A 14,912-nucleotide genomic window follows, 5' to 3' on the forward strand; every position below is an offset into this window, starting at 1 on the left:
AGTGGTGAGTTGAGTGACTCACCTCGGAACGGTAGTCACGACTTCGATGGTGAGTCAAGTGACTCACCTCATGGCATACTGGGAGCGTGTCGACCTACCACGAGCGCATGGCGGAGCAGAAGCGGACGGCCATCGTCGACGCCGCGACGAGGCTGTTCCTGGAGTCCGGCTACGACAAGACGTCGCTCGCGCGCATCGCCGACGCGGCCGGGGTCTCGAAGGCGACGCTGTTCAAGCAGTTCCCGACGAAGGCCGAGCTGTTCGACGCGATCGTCACGGACTACTGGCGCACGGAGGAGGGCGCGCTCACGCCGCCGCCCGGTGATCCGGCCAGGGGGCTCACGGCGCTGGGCAACCGGTACGTGGCGCTGCTGACGAGGCCAGGCATGGTCGCGCTGTTCCGGATCGTCATCGCCGAGGCGCCGCGCTTCCCCGAGCTCGGCCAGACCCAGTTCAAGCTGGGCAAGCTGCCGTTCTTCGACGCCGTCCGCGACTACCTGGCCGCCGAGCACGACGCCGGCACGCTGCGCGTCGACGACCCGGTCCTGGCCGCGACGCAGTTCCTCGGCATGATCTCCAACTTCGCGTTCTGGCCCCGGATGCTGCTGGTGAACTGGGCGCCCACCGAGAAGGCCATGGCCCACTCGGTGGACGAGGCGGTCCAGACGCTCCTGGCCCGCCACGCGGTCACAGCGGCAACCGGCGCAGCGCGGGCTTGAGGACCTTCCCTGACCCCGTGCGAGGCAGCTCGGACACCACCTCGACGTGCACGGGGATCTTGTACTTCGCCAGGCGTGGCAACAGGAACTCGCGCAACCCCGCCAAGTCTACGACCGCGCCGTCGCGAGGCCGCACGAACGCGCGCCCGACCTCGCCCCACCGCTCGTCCGGCACCCCGACGACGGCGACCTCGGCCACGTCCGGGTGCGAGGTGATCGCGTTCTCGACCTCGGCCGGGTAGACGTTCTCGCCGCCGGAGACGTACATGTCCTTGAGGCGGTCGAGGACGTACAGGTACCCGTCGTCGAGCCGCCCGATGTCGCCGGTGCGGAACCAGCCGTCCTCGGTGAACGCGGCCGCCGTGGCGACCGGGTCGTTCCAGTAGCCGGGGGTGACGTTCGGGCCCTGCACCTCGACCTCACCGACGTCCGAGAGCCTCAGGTCGCCGAAGAACACGCACGGCCCGGCCGAACCCGCCCTGCTGACGCTGTCGGACGCCTCCAGGAACGTGGCGCCCGGCGCGGTCTCGGTGAGGCCGTAACCCTGGCAGAACACCAGACCCCGTTCCTGGTAGGTGCTGATCAGCGCGTCCGGCACCGCCGCCCCGCCGCACAGCAGCACCCGCAACGACGAAAGGTCCGCGGTGTGCCACAGGCCGGACGACGCCAGGTCCGCGAACATCGTGGACACGCCGAACATCGACGTCACGCCGTGCGTCTCGATCAACGACACGCACGCGGTGACGTCCCAGCCCGAGGTGATCACGCTGTGCCCGCCCTTGACGAAGGTGGGCAGCAACGTCTGGGCCAGCGCGGCGACGTGGAACAGCGGCGCGGTGATCAGCGCGACCTCGTCGGAGGCGATGTCGACGCCGATCATCAGGTTGAAGGTGTTCCACAACAGGTTGGCGTGGCTCAGGACCGCGCCCTTGGGTCGGCCGGTGGTGCCGGAGGTGTAGAGGATCAGGGCGGGGTCGGTGATGTCGACGGGCTCGTCCAACGGCTCGCCGGACCCTTCGAGGAGCCAGTCCTCGTACGCGGTGAGCGACACCGCGCGAGGGTGCTCGACGACGTGGGCGGGCGCGTGGATCAGCACGTGCGCGCCGCAGTCGGCCAGCTGGTAGTTGACCTCCGCCGGGGTGAGGCGGAAGTTCAGCGGCACGAAGATCGCGCCCAGCTGGTGCGCGGCGAACATCGTCTCGGCGAACGACGGGTGGTTCTGCCCGAGGTACGCGACCCGGTCGCCGTGCCGCACGCCGAGCTCGCGCAACCGGTGCGCGAGCCGGGTCGTGCGGACAGCCATCTCGCCGTACGTGGTGGAAACCCCGTTGTAGGTGAACGCTTTACGCTTCGGCGCCATGCGTGCTCGGCGGTGTGGCCAGCTGCCCAGTCCCGCGTTCCGCATCCCTGTCTCCTGTCAGACTGGTCCGGCTGGTCTCACGGAGGATCACCGTGCACACGACGGTGAGCAGGCAGAACGCCGCGAGGATGAACGGGATCGCGCCCGTGCCGTACGACCTCTGCACCTGCGCGAAGAGCAGCGGCGCGAGCCCGGCGCCCAGACCCGCGAGCTGGTAGCCCAGCGAGGCGCCGGTGTAGCGGCTGCCGGTGTTGAACAGCTCGCTGTACAGCGCGGCGAGCGGCCCGTACATCATCGGGTGGATCACGGCCTGGCCGAGCACGAGCGCGATGACGACGTAACCGTTGTCCACCAACGGGAACAGCGTGAAGCCGAACACCGCCATGAGCACGGCGCCGACGAGGACGACCGGCCTGCGCCCGAACCTGTCCGATGCCGCGGACCAGCCGATGATCCCGAGCACCGCCAGCGCGGAGGACAGCGTCAGCGCGTTGAGGATCATCTGCCTGCTCTCCCCGGCCTGCACCCCGTACGCCAGCACGAACGTCGTCAGCGTCGACTGCGCGACGAACGCGGCGAGACCGACGCCGATGCCGAGCGCCAGCGTGCGCGGGTGGTTGCGCAGCACGTCGAGCAACGGCATGGAGCCCGGCTTGCGCTCGGCCTGGAAGACCGGCGTCTCCTCGACCTTCATCCGCACGAACAGGCCGATGCCGAGCAGCACCACGCTCAGCAGGAACGGGACCCGCCAGCCCCATTCGAGGAACGCCTGTTCGCCGACGAGAGCGGCCGTACCGGTCAGGGCCGCGGTCGACAGGACCATGCCGCACGGTGCGCCGGCGTTGGTGAAGCTCGCCCACAGGCCGCGGCGGGAGGTGGCGTGCTCGGCCGACATGAGCACGGCGCCGCCCCACTCGCCGCCGACGGAGATGCCCTGCACGACCCGCAGCAGGATCAGTCCGGCGGGAGCGAGCCAGCCGACCTGCGCGTAGGTCGGCAGGAGGCCGATCAGGAAGCTCGCCACACCCATCAGGCTCATGGTCAGCACGAGCATCTTCTTGCGCCCCAGCAGGTCCCCGTAGTGTCCGAACAGGATTCCGCCGATCGGCCTGGCGAGGTAGCCGGTGGCGAACGTGCCGAAGCTCGCGATCGTGCCGACCAGCGGGTCCAGCGAGGAGAAGAAGACCTTGTTGAACACGATCGCGGACGCGGTGGCGTAGAGCAGGAAGTCGTAGTACTCGATCACACTGCCGAGGAAGCTGGACGTAACGGCACGGCGTAACTGCGTTGTTGGCGCCATGGCTTCACCTCACGCGTAGTGGCGGTAGACGGCACGTGCGACGCAAGCGGGCTTCGCGGAGCCCTCGATCTCGACGGTGAAGTCGACGGTGAGCTGGACGCCGTCGCCCGGCACGTCCTCGACGGACGCGACGCTCCCGAGCAGCCGGATCTTGGCGCCGACCGGTACGGGAGCGGGGAACCGGACCTTGTCCAGCCCGTAGTTGAGGCTCATCCGCACGCCGGAGACCTCCAGCAGTTCGGTCATCAGCGGGATGAGCAGCGCGAGCGTGAGGTAGCCGTGGGCGATCGTGCCGCCGAACGGCCCGGAGGCGGCGCGTTCGGGGTCGACGTGGATCCACTGGTGGTCGTCGGTGGCGGAGGCGAAGGTGTCGACGCGGCCCTGGTCGATCTGCAGCCAGTCGGTGTGGCCGAGGCTCTCGCCCGCCAGGGCCTTGAGTTCGGGGAGTCCTTGGACGGAGATGGTCACGCGTCCTCCTTCACGAGTCCGAGCAGACGTGCGGCGTTGTGCTTGAGGATCTTGGGGCGGACGTCGTCGGAGATGTCGAGCTTCGCGAAGTCCGCCAGCCAGCGGTCCGGGGTGATCACCGGGTGGTCCGAGCCGAACAGCACCTTGTCCTGCAACAACGTGTTGGCGTAGCGGACGAGGTTCGGCGGGAAGTACTTCGGCGACCAGCCGGACAGGTCGATGTGCACGAACGGTTTGTGCGTGGCGACCGCGAGCGCCTCGTCCTGCCACGGGAACGACGGGTGGGCGAGCACGATCTTCAGATGCGGGAAGTCGACGGCGACGTCGTCGACGAGCATCGGGTTGGAGTGCTTGAGCCTGATCCCACCGCCACCGGGCACGCCGGCGCCGATCCCGGTCTGTCCACTGTGGAAGAGCGCGGGGACGCCGAGCTCCTCGATCACCTCGTACAGCGGGTAGGCCATCCGGTCGTTCGGGGAGAAGTCCTGCAGGCTCGGGTGGAACTTGAAGCCGCGCACGCCGTGCTCCTCGACGAGCCTGCGCGCCTCGCGGACCGCGGTGCGGCCCTTCCACGGGTCGACGCTCGCGAACGGGATCAGCACGTCGGCGTGCTCGGCGCAGGACGCGGCCACCTCCTCGTTGGAGATGCGGGGGTGGCCGGTGGCGTGCTCCGCGTCGACTGTGAAGATCACCGCGGCCATCTTCCGCTCGCGGTAGAGGGCAGCGGTCTCGGCGATCGTCGGCTGGCGGTGGGCGGCCTTGAAGTACTTGGCGGAGGCCTCGATCAACGCCGGGCTCAGCGAACTGTGGCCGTCGCGCGAGATCTCGGCGTGCGTGTGGACGTCGATCGCCACCAGTTCGTCGACGTTCACGGCGCCACCGGCTGTGGAATGCCGTAGGTCTCGGGCTCGAACTCGGCGAACCGCTCGGCGATCTGGGCGGCCTTCCACCCGCCCTCCGCGAACCGGACCTGCTTCTCGGCGGGGTGCGACCAGAGCGCGAGCCGGTCGCCACCGATGCCGATCGCCTGTCCTGTCACGCCTTTCGCCGCGTCCGACGCTAGGTAGACGATCAGTTCGGCGACGTCCTCGACCGTGCCGAGGCCCTCGTCGTGCCGGACCCACGACGGCAGCGGCGCGCCGGTCCGTTCGGACTCCTCGATCAACGGCGCGAAGGCCGGGATCGTTCTGGTCATCTCGGTGGCGGCGACCGGGACGACCGCGTTGACAGCGATGTCGGACTTGGCGAGTTCCAACGCCCAGGTCCGCGCCATGGCGGCGATCCCAGCCTTGGCGGCGGAGTAGTTGGTCTGCCCGAAGTTGCCGCGCTGCCCAGCGGGGGACGAGACCAGCACGAGGCTGCCGCCCGTTCCCTGCTCCCGCAGCCGGACCGCCGCCGCGCGGGCGCAGGTGAACGTGCCGCGCAGGTGGACGTTGATCACGGAGTCGAACTCGTCGTCGCTCATCTTCCACAGCACGCGGTCGCGCAGGATGCCCGCGTTGGTGACCAGCACGTCGAGCCGCCCGAACTCCTCGACCGCGGCCTGAACCAGCAGGTCGGCGGTCTCGCCGGAGCCGACCGGGGCGATCACCGCACGGCCGCCGATGCCCGCCGCGACCTCCTCGGCGGAGTCGTCCACGTCGTTGACGACGACCCTGGCCCCGTTGCGCGCCAATGCTTCCGCGTAGGCCCTGCCCAGCCCGCGACCGGCGCCGGTGACGATCGCGACCTTTCCCGACAGCTCCATCAGGCGAGTCCTCTCGGTGGGGAACGACACCAAAAGTAGGGCACATTGATGACGCTCGTCTAGATGTTGCCCAACATGTATCGTGGTGCCGGTGACACCCCAGTCCTTGCTGCTCAACTTCCTGGGCCTGTACGTGTTCGACCGCGGCATCGCGGTCTACTCGGGCAGCGTGATCGACGTGTTCGGGCGCGTGGACGTGTCCGAGGAGGCGGTGCGCTCGACGCTGACCCGCATGACCTCGCGAGGGCTGCTCACCAAGCACCGCAACGGCCGCAAGGTCTACTTCGGACTCACGCCGCGCGCGACGGACGTGCTGCGCGACGGTGAACGCCGCATCTGGCAGCGCGGCGCGGTGAACAGGGACTGGGACGGCACGTGGACCCTGGTGGGCTTCTCTCTTCCGGAGGGCCGTCGCGGCGAACGGCACGACCTGCGCTCGCAGCTGCAGTGGGCGGGCTTCGGCCCGGTGCAGAACGGGCTGTGGATCGCGCCCGGCACCCGCGACGTCACCGAGATGGTCGAGAGCCTCGGCCTGGCCGGCAACGTCACGGTCTTCACCGCGCAGCACGCGAAGCCGACCGAGGCGGCGGACCTGGCGCGCCGCGCGTTCGACACGGCCGCCATCGCCGCGCGCTACCAGGACTTCCTGGCGCGCTGGCGCGAACCGGACGACTCGTTGCCCGACGACCTGGCCCGCCAGTTGCTGCTGCACGCCGACTGGCTCGACCTCGTGCGCCAGGACCCGCACCTGCCTGCCGAGCTGCTGGACCGCGACTGGCCCGCGATCGAGGCCGAGCACGTGTTCCAGTCCCTGGCCACGCGCTACGTGGAGACCGCCACCCCGCTCGCGGCCGCCGCCATCGAGTCGATCGAGGTGAATGCTATCTAGATCACAGCGCCAACTTGCGTATAGCGCTAACGAAAAGTTAGTGCAAAGCTCTCGTGCACACACCGAGTGGAAGGTGCACGAGATGCTCAACCGTCGTTCGCTCATCACCCACGGCAGCACGGCCGCGTTCGGCGCGATGGCGCTGGCCGCCGTCAACGGAGGCGTGGCCGAGGCCGCCGCTCCCGCCGGGTACTCGCCGTGGGCCCCGCTGCCGGACCCGGCCACGACGCCGGTGCCGAACCCGCCGTTCGCCAAGGACCTGAACAGGGACGAACGGGAGAACCTCCGCACGTTCGACGAGCTCGACTTCGACGTCTTCAGCCATCAGAAGTGGGCGCGGCTGGGGGAGAGCCACGCCCGCAACATCCGCGTGCACTGGCCCGACGGCCACTACACCGACGGCATCGACAGGCACGTCGACGACCTCAAGGCGCTCTTCGCGTGGGCACCGGACACCCGCATCGAGTCGCACTACCTGCGCGTCGCGAACGGCGGCCTGACCGCGGTCGCGGGCGTCATGCAGGGCACCTTCACGCGACCGATGCCCGACGGCAAGGGCGGCGTCATCGCGCCGACGGGCCTGAAGTACGCGATCAACATGGCGACCATCGGGGTGTGGAACCGGCGCGGCTCGATGGACGAGGAGTTCCTCTTCTGGGACAACCAGACCTTCTACCAGCAGATCGGCCTCGGCTGAGTCACGGCAGCAGGTGCGTGACCGGGACGTCCAGCCGCTGCGCGGATCTCTTCCGCGTAGCGGCTGGACGTACTCGGCGGCGCGAGTTCGGGGTGGTGCACGTAGGCGATCCCGGCTCCGGCGAACGCCGCCTGCAGCCCGTCGTGCAGTGCCTGCAGGAACGACTTCTCGTCGAAGCCGTGCACGCCGATCGTCACCACCCCGCGCGTCACGCCACGGCCGTCCCTTCGAGCTCGACCACCAGGTCCGCGAGCGCCAGCCTGGTGACCCCCAGCATCGTCGTCGGCGGTGCGACCCGCGCCTGGCCGAGCCGTGCCGCGAGCACCCCGTAGTGTGCGAAGAGCAGGTCGACGTCCGTCGTGTAGACGTTGAGCCGCACCAGGTTCGCGAGCGTCATCCCCGCCTCGGCGAGTACGGCCTCCAGGTTGTCGAGGCTCAGCGCGAGCTGCGCCGCCATGTCGCCGGCGTGCTCGGGCTTGCCGTCGGCGTTCATCGAGGTCTGCCCGGCGAGGTACAGCGTCCGGGTCTGCCCGGTGACGACCTCACCCTGGTGGTAGCCCAGTTCCGCCGACCACGCCCAGGGGTTCACGGGCGTACGTTCCACTGCCACAACAGCTCCAATCTCCGGTTTGTCGCTGATCAGGCTCGCAACCGATACACGACATCCTGTGTCGTGTATTCCCGTAGGGTTTTCGCATGCGTGCCGACCGGTTGGTCTCGCTGGTCCTGTTGCTGCGGCGGCACGGACGGCTCTCGGCCACCGCGCTCGCCCGCGAGCTGGAGGTCTCCACCCGGACGGTGTTGCGTGACATCGAGGCGTTGTCCGCGGCCGGTGTCCCGGTCTACGCCGAACGCGGCCGGCACGGCGGTTTCGCGCTGCTGCCCGGTTTCCGCACCGAGCTGACCGGGCTGAACCACGACGAGGCGCTCGCCCTGCTGGTCGCTGGCTCACGCCGTGGCGCGCAGGTGTTCGGTCTCGGCTCGGCGCTCGCCTCGGCGATGTTGAAGGTCGTCGACGCGCTGCCCGAGAGCTACCGGCGGACGGCGGCCGGTGCGGCGGAGCGGTTGCTGATCGACCCGGAGACCGATCTGCTCGCCCGCAGGTCCGTCGAGGAGGAGCTGCCGGACGAGGTGGTGGCGGAGGTCCGGCGCGCGGTGTTCGCGGGGCACCGGCTGCGGATCCACTACGAGGCCTCGGGGAGCACGGCCGAGTGGCGCACGGTCGACCCGATCGGGCTGGTCACCGTGCGGGAGCAGGGTTATCTGCTGGCGACGAGGGCGGGGGAGGACCGCACGTACCGGCTGTCGCGGATCCTGGCCGCCGAGGAGCTGGACGAACCGGCGGAGCGGCCAGAGCGGGTCGACCTCGACCGGGCCTGGCGGGAGCGCGGCACGCGGTTCCGCGCCGGTGCGGACCAGGTCGCCGTGGTGCTGCGGCTGCACCCGGCGCGGCGGGAGGAACTGGTGGGGACGGCCGTGGCCGTGCTCGCCGAGGAACCCGACGGCGACTGGGCGCGGATGGAGGTCGCCTTCCAGGACGCGCGGCACGCGGAGTGGGCGGTGTGGGGGTTGTCGACGTCGGCGGAGGTGCTGGAGCCGCGGTGGTTGCGCGCCGCCGTGAGGGAACGGGCGGTGGCGATCGCCGCCAGGTACGGCGAGGGGGAGTAGCAGTGGGCACCGATCGCGGCGAGGGGGAACGAACAGTGGGCACCGATCACGATGAGGGGCACTGACAGTGGGCACCGATCGCGACTTCGGCCGTTACCTGAACGCACGCGTGCTGTCGGTCACCGGCGCCGTCGTGTCCGCGGTGGCGTTGCCCGTCCTCGTCTACCAGCTGACCGGGTCCGCGGGCTGGACGTCGGCCGTCACGGCGGCGGAAGCGTTGCCGTACCTGGTGTTCGGGCTGCTGGCCGGTGCCCTCGCCGACCGCCTGGACCGCCGCCGGCTGATGGTCGCGATGGACTTCGCGGTCGCCGCCGTGCTGCTCAGCGTGCCGCTGGCGTGGCTGTTCGGCGGGCTGACGGCGCCGCACGTCGTGGTGGTGGCGTTCACGACGCAGACTGCGTTCGTGTTCTTCGACGCGGCGAACTTCGGCGCGCTGCCGACGTTGGTGGGCAAGGAGAAGATCACCGCGGCCTACTCGACCCTGTTCGGGCGCACCACAGTCGTGGAGCTCGTCGTGCCCGGCCTGACGGGGCTGCTCGTGGCGATCGTCGCGCCGGCGGCGCTGCTGGCGGTGAACGCGCTGACGGCGGTGGGATCGGCGTTGTTGTTGCGGGCCATCACCAGCAGCCTGAGCACTCCACGGCCGGTGCGCGGCGCGGGTGAGCTGGCCCAGGACGTGAAGGAGGGACTGCGGTTCCTCTGGCGCGAACCGGTCATCCGGATCCTCACCCTCGTCGGTGCCACGCACTCCGTCGCGAGCGGCGCGTGGATGGCGGTGCTCGTGCCGTTCGCCGACAAGGTCCTCGGGGTGGCGCCGAAGGGGGACGCGCGGCTGGCCGTGCTGTTCAGCTGCTGGGGTGTGGGTGCTGTCGTCGCGTCCCGGTTGTTCCCGAAGGTCACCCAGCGCTGGGGCAACGCGAAGGTGTCGCTCGCGGCGCTCCCGTTGTCGTTGCTCTGCGGGGTTCTCGTGCTCGTCAGCGGACACTGGATCGTGCTGTGCGCGACGGCGACGCTGTGGGGTGTCACCGGGGCGATCGTGGTGATCAACGGCATCACCTACCGGCAGCAGGTCTGCCCGGAGGAGTTGCAGTCGCGGGTCAACACGACGGCGCGGATGGTCGCCTGGGGTCTCGGCCAGCCCCTGGGTGCGGGGCTGGCCGGTGTCCTGTCGGTCGCCGCGGGTGATCCACGAGCGGGGCTCGCCGGCGGCCTGGCGGTGTTGCTGATCGGTGTCGTGGCGGCGTGGGTGTCGCCCGTGCTGCGGCGTCAGAAGTACCGCAGCCAGACGTAGACCCACGCCATGGCGGTGCTCACGAGCGTGACGACGATGCCGTAGCGGGTGAACTGCCAGAAGCTGATCCGGTGCCCCGCGCGGGCCGCGATGCCGAGCGCGACGACGTTGGCGCTGGCGGCTACCGCAGTGCCGTTGCCGCCGAAGTCGGCGCCGAGGGCGAACGCCCACCACAGCGACTGACCGGTCGCGGCGTCGGGGATCTCCGCGACCATGCCCTCGACGACCGGGGTCATCGTGGCGACGTACGGGATGTTGTCGAAGAACGCGCCCAGTACGCTGGAACCGAACAACAACGCGGTGGCCGCGGCGAAGTAGTTGTCGCCGAACGCCGTGACCGCCCAGGTGCCGACGGTCTCGATGACTCCGGTGTGCACGAGTCCCGCGACCATCACGAACAGACCCATGAAGAACGTGAGCGTCGGCCACTCGACCTCGGCGAGCACGTCGTTCACGTCGGCCCGCGTGACGAGCAGCATCACGCCCGCGCCGACCAGCGCGACGATCGCGGGGTCCAGGTGCAGCACGGAGTGCAGGCCGAACCCGATCACCACACCGGTGAAGACGATCAGGCAGCGCCGCAGCATCGCGACGTCGGTGATCGCCCGCCGTTCCTGCAACGACATCACGGCTTCGACGTGCTCGGCGTTGTACTGGAACGACTTGCGGAACAGGACTTTCGTGAGCAGCACGAAGACCACGAACACGACGGCGACGATCGGTGCCATGTGGACGATGAAGTCCATGAACGTGAGCCCGGCCCGGCTGCCGATGATGATGTTCGGCGGATCACCGATCAACGTCGCGGCGCCACCGATGTTGGACGCCAGCACCTCGGCGATGAGGTAGGGCTGAGCGGCGATCTTCAGCCGGTTGCACACCACGATGGTCACGGGTGCGACGAGCATGATCGTGGTGACGTTGTCCAGGAACGGCGACGCGATCGCGGTGATGCCCATCAGCATCACCATCAGCCGGTACGGACGGCCGCGGGCCTTCTTGGCGGCCCAGATCGCGAGGTAGTCGAACACGCCGGTCTGCTTGACGATCCCGACGATGATCATCATGCCGAACAGCAGGAAGATGACGTTCCAGTCGATGCCCGAGTGTTCGGAGAAGAACACCTCCGAGCCCGGGACCAGGCCGAACACGGCCATCAGCCCGGCGGCCACGAGAACGACCTTGACCTTGTTCGCCTTCTCGGTGGCGATGAAGAAGAACGCGACGAGGAAGATCGTCAGGGCGAGTGCGGCGCTCACGGATCTCCCAACCCGATGGCTGTCACCGCCGGCGCGAGTTCAGCACGCCGGCGGTGACGGGGGACAGATGGTCCGGTGGGCTCAGTCCTCGCCGCTGTAGACGGCGAGCGAGGTGATGAGGCGGTCGAGGGTGATCGCGCCGACGAGCGCTCCCGCCTCGTCGACCACGGCGACGAGCGGACTGTGCTGGCGAGCCATCAGGGCGGCCACCTCCAGCAGCGTCGCGTCGGCGCGCACGGTCGCGGGTTTGGCACGGTGGTTCGGCGCCACGTCGCCGACGGTGCGGTCGCTCAGCTCCATCCAGAACAGGTCGGCGGAGCCCTCGTCCACGACGCGGGCGAGCGCCGGATCCTCCTGGTAGGACTGGGGAACCGCGAGCCGCAGCACCTGCGTGCCCGGCAGCACCGTCCACGGCCGGCCGCGATCGTCCACGACGATCAGGCCCGGCAACCGGTTGACCGCCATCACCCGCACCGCCTTGGTGATCGGGTCGCCGACCGTCACGGTCGGAACGTTGATGGCGATGTCGCGTGCCTGCATGGCATCAGCCCGTTCGGTGCGTCCGGCCAGTTGTCCCGCTGTGGACATGGTCGCCTCCCGTCTCCAGCCAGGTCGTGGTCACAGTCTTGGCGGGACGGCCGTCCGGAACTATCGGGTTCAACACCCATTTCGGACGTTGCGGACATGTAGTCAGGGCTTGCGGTTCAGGCCGACCAGGCCGGCCACGATCAGGCCGGCGGCGACGAGAAGCGCGTGCGGCGCGGTGATTCCGGCGATCAGCAGGGCCAGTGCGACCCCGAGCAGGACCCAGGGCAGCGGCCGTCGAGTGCGGGTGGTGTGGTCGATGTGGACCATGGCGCCTCCCAGCGGCGGTCGGAGGGGTTGTGCCGTCCACGATGCCCGGTTCATGCTGTTCAGGCGATCCGTCCGGGCACTCAACCTCCCGCCGTCAGGAGGGGTGGTGCGGGGCGGATTTGGGTGTTGCCACGGATGTACGCCAGGGCCGTTTGCGGCCAGCCTCGCAGGCGTGTTGGGCAGTGATCACAGTGCGGCGGTGCGCGCGCCGTCCCCGGAGCGGACCTATCGGCCGGAACTGCAGGGTCTGCGCGCGGTGGCCGCACTGCTCGTGGTCGTCTACCACGTGTGGCTGGGCCGGGTGTCCGGCGGCGTCGACGTCTTCTTCCTGATCTCCGGGTTCCTGGTGACGGGGCAGCTCGTGCGCGCCACCGGGCGCGGGCGGATCGACCTGCGCGCGACGTGGAGCAGGATGGCCAAGCGCCTGCTGCCGGCCGCCGTCGTCGTGCTCAGCGCCACGCTGGTCGCCGCGGCGGTGCTGATGCCGGAGAACCGCTGGTCGCAGACCGTGCGCGAGATCGTCGCCTCGGCGCTGTTCCTGGAGAACTGGCAGCTGGCCTCGGACTCGACCGACTACTACGCGCAGCACGAGCACGCGAGCCTCGTCCAGCACTTCTGGTCGTTGTCGATCCAGGGGCAGTTCTACCTGCTGTGGCCGTTGCTGGTCCTGGTGGTGACGCTGCTGCGCGGCTCGCTCTCACGCGTGCTGCTCGCCGTTTTCGCCGTGTCGCTCGGCTTCTCGGTGTGGCTCACGGCCGTCGACCAGCCGCTGGCCTACTTCCACACGGCGACGCGGATCTGGGAGTTCGCCTTCGGCGGCCTGCTGGCGCTGGTGGTGTCGCGCATCGATCTCTCCGGTCCTCTGAGGACGGTCCTCGGCTGGGCCGGTCTGCTGGGACTCCTGGTCTGCGGGGTCGTGCTGGACGTCGGCGCGGCGTTCCCGGGCTTCCTCGCGCTGTGGCCGACGACGTGCGCCGCCGCGGTGATCGTCGCCGGAGCCACCGGCAGCCGGTTCGGCGCGGACCGCCTGCTGGCCGCCCGGCCGTCGCGCTACCTGGGAGATCTCAGCTACTCGCTCTACCTCTGGCACTGGCCCGTGCTGGTGGGGTGGCTCGTGATCGGCGGCCACAGCGAGGTGAGCCTGCTCGACGGACTGGCGATCATCGGCGCGTCGCTCGTGCTCGCGGCGGCCACGCACCACCTCGTCGAGGAACCGGTCCGCAAGTCCCGCTGGAAGGCGCGCACGCTCATCGCGGTGCTGCTCGTGCCGTTGCTGGCGGCGACGGCGTTCCTGCAGCCGGTGGGCCCGCGCGAGGTGGCCGCGCAGGTCGCCGCCACGGACTTCGCGGCACTGGACGGCCAGCGCTGCGAGAAGTCGGCCCGCGACCAGGAGCTGGAGGTCTGCTACGGCCCGGCCGACGGCACCCCGGCCAAGCGCGTCGTGCTCGTCGGCGACTCGCACATCCAGCAGTACCTCGCCGCCTTCGCGCCGATCGCGGAACGCCGGAACTGGCAGCTGGTCGCCATGCTCAGGGGCGCCTGCCCGTTCTCCACGAAGTCGGAGAAGAACCCCGACGACCAGTCGTGCGTGCGGTGGAACGAGAGCGCCGCCAGGGAGATCATCGACCTGCGTCCGGACTTCGTCTTCACCCTCGCGACCCGCAACGTCCAAGTCGGACTGACCGAGGTGACACCGCCCGGGTTCGTCGAACGCTGGCGCCAGCTCGACGCCGAGGGGATCCCGGTCGTCGCGGTGCGCGACAACCCCCGCTACAGCTTCTCGGTGCTCGACTGCGTGCAGGTGCACGGACCGGCCGCCCGGTGCGGTGCGCCGAGGTCCGAACTGCTCTCGCCCGTGCCGCCCTACGCGCACCTCGAAGTGCCGGGCAACGTGTCGTTCCTCGACTTCAGCGATGAGCTCTGCACCGAGGACCAGTGCCCGCCGGTGAAGGGCGACCTGCTGGTCAACTTCGACGACAACCACGTGAGCGCCACGTTCATGCGCTCGTTGTCCGAGGTGGTCGAGGAGGCGCTGGCCGCCGTCACGGGGACGTGATCAGGTCCCGAGCAGCTTGGTGACGCCGAACTCGAACCGCTCGTCGAACGACTCCTCGGCGAGGAACGGCAGCACGCGGCCCAGTGCCGGCCGTTCTCCCACGTCGAGCGCGGCCGAGCCGTTGGGCAGCGCCTGTTCCTCCTGCGCCAGGCCGAGCACGAAGTAGATGACGCCCCAACAGGTCCAGGCCGCGTCGCGCTCGGAGAGCCCGCCGTCGAGCAGGGCGGCGACCAGCGCCTCGGCGGTGTCCAAAGTGGCCGGTTCGGCGGCGTAGGTGCCCGCCACCACCGCGGCGCCGTCGCGATGGGCGAGCAGGGCCAGCCGGTAGCGGCGGACGATCTCGGCGGCCCGGTCGCGCCAGTGCTCCGGCAGGCCGTCGAGCGAGACGCCGGCGACGATCGCGTCGGCCATCAGCTCTTCCAGCCGTGCCTTGGTCTTCACGTGCCAGAGCACGGTGTTCATCCGCACGCCGAGCTTCTCCGCGATGGCCCGCATCGACACCGCCTCGGCGCCGCGCTCATCGAGGATCTCCAGCGCGGTCCGCACCACGTCCGCTTGACTCTTGGTCACTGACCTAGTCTACTCGACCGCATCGAGTGTTGG

General features: G+C 69.7%; 17 protein-coding genes. 6 read left to right on the forward strand and 11 right to left on the reverse strand.

What is annotated here, in order from left to right; genetic code table 11:
* The first annotated feature begins 86 nt into the window (after window positions 1-86).
* Window positions 87-719, forward strand: a complete 633-nt coding sequence (locus ACFWN2_RS00830; protein ID WP_382424004.1) for a TetR/AcrR family transcriptional regulator — start codon at window positions 87-89, stop codon at window positions 717-719.
* On the opposite strand, the gene ACFWN2_RS00835 is transcribed toward ACFWN2_RS00830, so the two are convergent.
* The 5 genes from ACFWN2_RS00835 to ACFWN2_RS00855 are packed head-to-tail and all read right to left on the reverse strand — an operon-like array spanning window position 688 to window position 5,594.
* Window positions 688-2,079, reverse strand: a complete 1,392-nt coding sequence (locus tag ACFWN2_RS00835) for a long-chain fatty acid--CoA ligase (RefSeq protein WP_382424005.1) — start codon at window positions 2,077-2,079, stop codon at window positions 688-690. The two genes, ACFWN2_RS00830 and ACFWN2_RS00835, sit on opposite strands and share 32 nt — an antisense overlap.
* Window positions 2,063-3,379, reverse strand: a complete 1,317-nt coding sequence (locus ACFWN2_RS00840; RefSeq protein ID WP_382424006.1) for an MFS transporter — start codon at window positions 3,377-3,379, stop codon at window positions 2,063-2,065. Before ACFWN2_RS00840 ends, ACFWN2_RS00835 begins: the two co-directional genes overlap by 17 nt.
* Before the next feature lie 9 nt (window positions 3,380-3,388).
* Window positions 3,389-3,847, reverse strand: coding sequence for a MaoC family dehydratase (locus ACFWN2_RS00845; protein WP_382424007.1), 459 nt, complete (start codon window positions 3,845-3,847; stop codon window positions 3,389-3,391).
* On the reverse strand, window positions 3,844-4,719 hold the full coding sequence (locus ACFWN2_RS00850; RefSeq protein WP_382424008.1) for an amidohydrolase family protein: 876 nt from the start codon (window positions 4,717-4,719) through the stop codon (window positions 3,844-3,846). Before ACFWN2_RS00850 ends, ACFWN2_RS00845 begins: the two co-directional genes overlap by 4 nt.
* Entirely contained in the window at window positions 4,716-5,594 is an 879-nt protein-coding gene (locus tag ACFWN2_RS00855; protein ID WP_382424009.1) for an SDR family oxidoreductase, read from the reverse strand. The genes ACFWN2_RS00850 and ACFWN2_RS00855 overlap by 4 nt, the downstream gene beginning before the upstream one ends.
* Before the next feature lie 91 nt (window positions 5,595-5,685).
* Here ACFWN2_RS00855 and ACFWN2_RS00860 point away from each other — a divergent pair, with 91 nt between their 5' ends.
* Window positions 5,686-6,483, forward strand: a complete 798-nt coding sequence (locus tag ACFWN2_RS00860; RefSeq protein WP_382424010.1) for a PaaX family transcriptional regulator C-terminal domain-containing protein — start codon at window positions 5,686-5,688, stop codon at window positions 6,481-6,483.
* 82 nt (window positions 6,484-6,565) lie between these two features.
* Window positions 6,566-7,180 carry an ester cyclase gene (locus ACFWN2_RS00865; RefSeq protein WP_382424011.1) on the forward strand — a complete coding sequence of 205 codons (615 nt, stop codon included), beginning with the start codon at window positions 6,566-6,568 and terminating at the stop codon, window positions 7,178-7,180.
* Here the strand turns inward: ACFWN2_RS00865 and ACFWN2_RS00870 are convergent.
* Complete coding sequence (locus ACFWN2_RS00870) at window positions 7,156-7,392, reverse strand: hypothetical protein (protein ID WP_382424012.1); 237 nt, start codon at window positions 7,390-7,392, stop codon at window positions 7,156-7,158. The genes ACFWN2_RS00865 and ACFWN2_RS00870 overlap by 25 nt on opposite strands.
* The gene (locus tag ACFWN2_RS00875; protein ID WP_382425568.1) at window positions 7,389-7,784 is read right to left on the reverse strand and encodes a RidA family protein; all 396 of its coding nucleotides are present in this window, start codon (window positions 7,782-7,784) and stop codon (window positions 7,389-7,391) included. The genes ACFWN2_RS00870 and ACFWN2_RS00875 overlap by 4 nt, the downstream gene beginning before the upstream one ends.
* A gap of 92 nt (window positions 7,785-7,876) precedes the next feature.
* On the opposite strand from ACFWN2_RS00875, the gene ACFWN2_RS00880 reads away from it, so the two are divergent.
* Entirely contained in the window at window positions 7,877-8,848 is a 972-nt protein-coding gene (locus ACFWN2_RS00880; protein ID WP_382424013.1) for a helix-turn-helix transcriptional regulator, read from the forward strand.
* Between the two features lie 67 nt (window positions 8,849-8,915).
* Window positions 8,916-10,139 (forward strand): MFS transporter, encoded by a 1,224-nt coding sequence (locus ACFWN2_RS00885; RefSeq protein ID WP_382424014.1) that lies wholly within the window; start codon window positions 8,916-8,918, stop codon window positions 10,137-10,139.
* On the opposite strand, the gene ACFWN2_RS00890 is transcribed toward ACFWN2_RS00885, so the two are convergent.
* The 3 genes from ACFWN2_RS00890 to ACFWN2_RS00900 all read right to left on the reverse strand — a co-directional run bounded on the left by ACFWN2_RS00890 (window position 10,115) and on the right by ACFWN2_RS00900 (window position 12,253).
* Window positions 10,115-11,398: an SLC13 family permease gene (locus tag ACFWN2_RS00890; protein WP_382424015.1), complete on the reverse strand. Its 1,284-nt coding sequence runs from the start codon at window positions 11,396-11,398 to the stop codon at window positions 10,115-10,117. The two genes, ACFWN2_RS00885 and ACFWN2_RS00890, sit on opposite strands and share 25 nt — an antisense overlap.
* An 81-nt stretch (window positions 11,399-11,479) precedes the next feature.
* Window positions 11,480-11,986 carry a CBS domain-containing protein gene (locus ACFWN2_RS00895; RefSeq protein WP_382424016.1) on the reverse strand — a complete coding sequence of 169 codons (507 nt, stop codon included), beginning with the start codon at window positions 11,984-11,986 and terminating at the stop codon, window positions 11,480-11,482.
* Between the two features lie 102 nt (window positions 11,987-12,088).
* The gene (locus ACFWN2_RS00900; protein ID WP_382424017.1) at window positions 12,089-12,253 is read right to left on the reverse strand and encodes a hypothetical protein; all 165 of its coding nucleotides are present in this window, start codon (window positions 12,251-12,253) and stop codon (window positions 12,089-12,091) included.
* Window positions 12,254-12,452: 199 nt separating this feature from the next.
* On the opposite strand from ACFWN2_RS00900, the gene ACFWN2_RS00905 reads away from it, so the two are divergent.
* Complete coding sequence (locus ACFWN2_RS00905; protein ID WP_382424018.1) at window positions 12,453-14,309, forward strand: acyltransferase family protein; 1,857 nt, start codon at window positions 12,453-12,455, stop codon at window positions 14,307-14,309.
* On the opposite strand, the gene ACFWN2_RS00910 is transcribed toward ACFWN2_RS00905, so the two are convergent.
* The gene (locus ACFWN2_RS00910) at window positions 14,310-14,879 is read right to left on the reverse strand and encodes a TetR/AcrR family transcriptional regulator C-terminal domain-containing protein (RefSeq protein WP_382424019.1); all 570 of its coding nucleotides are present in this window, start codon (window positions 14,877-14,879) and stop codon (window positions 14,310-14,312) included.
* Window positions 14,880-14,912: the final 33 nt, after the last annotated feature.

It is taken from the genome of Lentzea sp. NPDC058436 (assembly GCF_042721515.1).
Classification (GTDB): domain Bacteria; phylum Actinomycetota; class Actinomycetes; order Mycobacteriales; family Pseudonocardiaceae; genus Lentzea.

What these genes read in the sequence shown, in the direction of transcription:
- ACFWN2_RS00835 (WP_382424005.1), bottom strand. Translation starts at nt 2,079, where the DNA reads ATGGCGCCGAAGCGTAAAGCGTTCACCTACAACGGGGTTTCCACCACG.
- ACFWN2_RS00840 (WP_382424006.1), bottom strand. Translation starts at nt 3,379, where the DNA reads ATGGCGCCAACAACGCAGTTACGCCGTGCCGTTACGTCCAGCTTCCTC.
- ACFWN2_RS00855 (WP_382424009.1), bottom strand. Translation starts at nt 5,594, where the DNA reads ATGGAGCTGTCGGGAAAGGTCGCGATCGTCACCGGCGCCGGTCGCGGG.
- ACFWN2_RS00865 (WP_382424011.1), top strand. Translation starts at nt 6,566, where the DNA reads ATGCTCAACCGTCGTTCGCTCATCACCCACGGCAGCACGGCCGCGTTC.
- ACFWN2_RS00880 (WP_382424013.1), top strand. Translation starts at nt 7,877, where the DNA reads ATGCGTGCCGACCGGTTGGTCTCGCTGGTCCTGTTGCTGCGGCGGCAC.
- ACFWN2_RS00895 (WP_382424016.1), bottom strand. Translation starts at nt 11,986, where the DNA reads ATGTCCACAGCGGGACAACTGGCCGGACGCACCGAACGGGCTGATGCC.
- ACFWN2_RS00900 (WP_382424017.1), bottom strand. Translation starts at nt 12,253, where the DNA reads ATGGTCCACATCGACCACACCACCCGCACTCGACGGCCGCTGCCCTGG.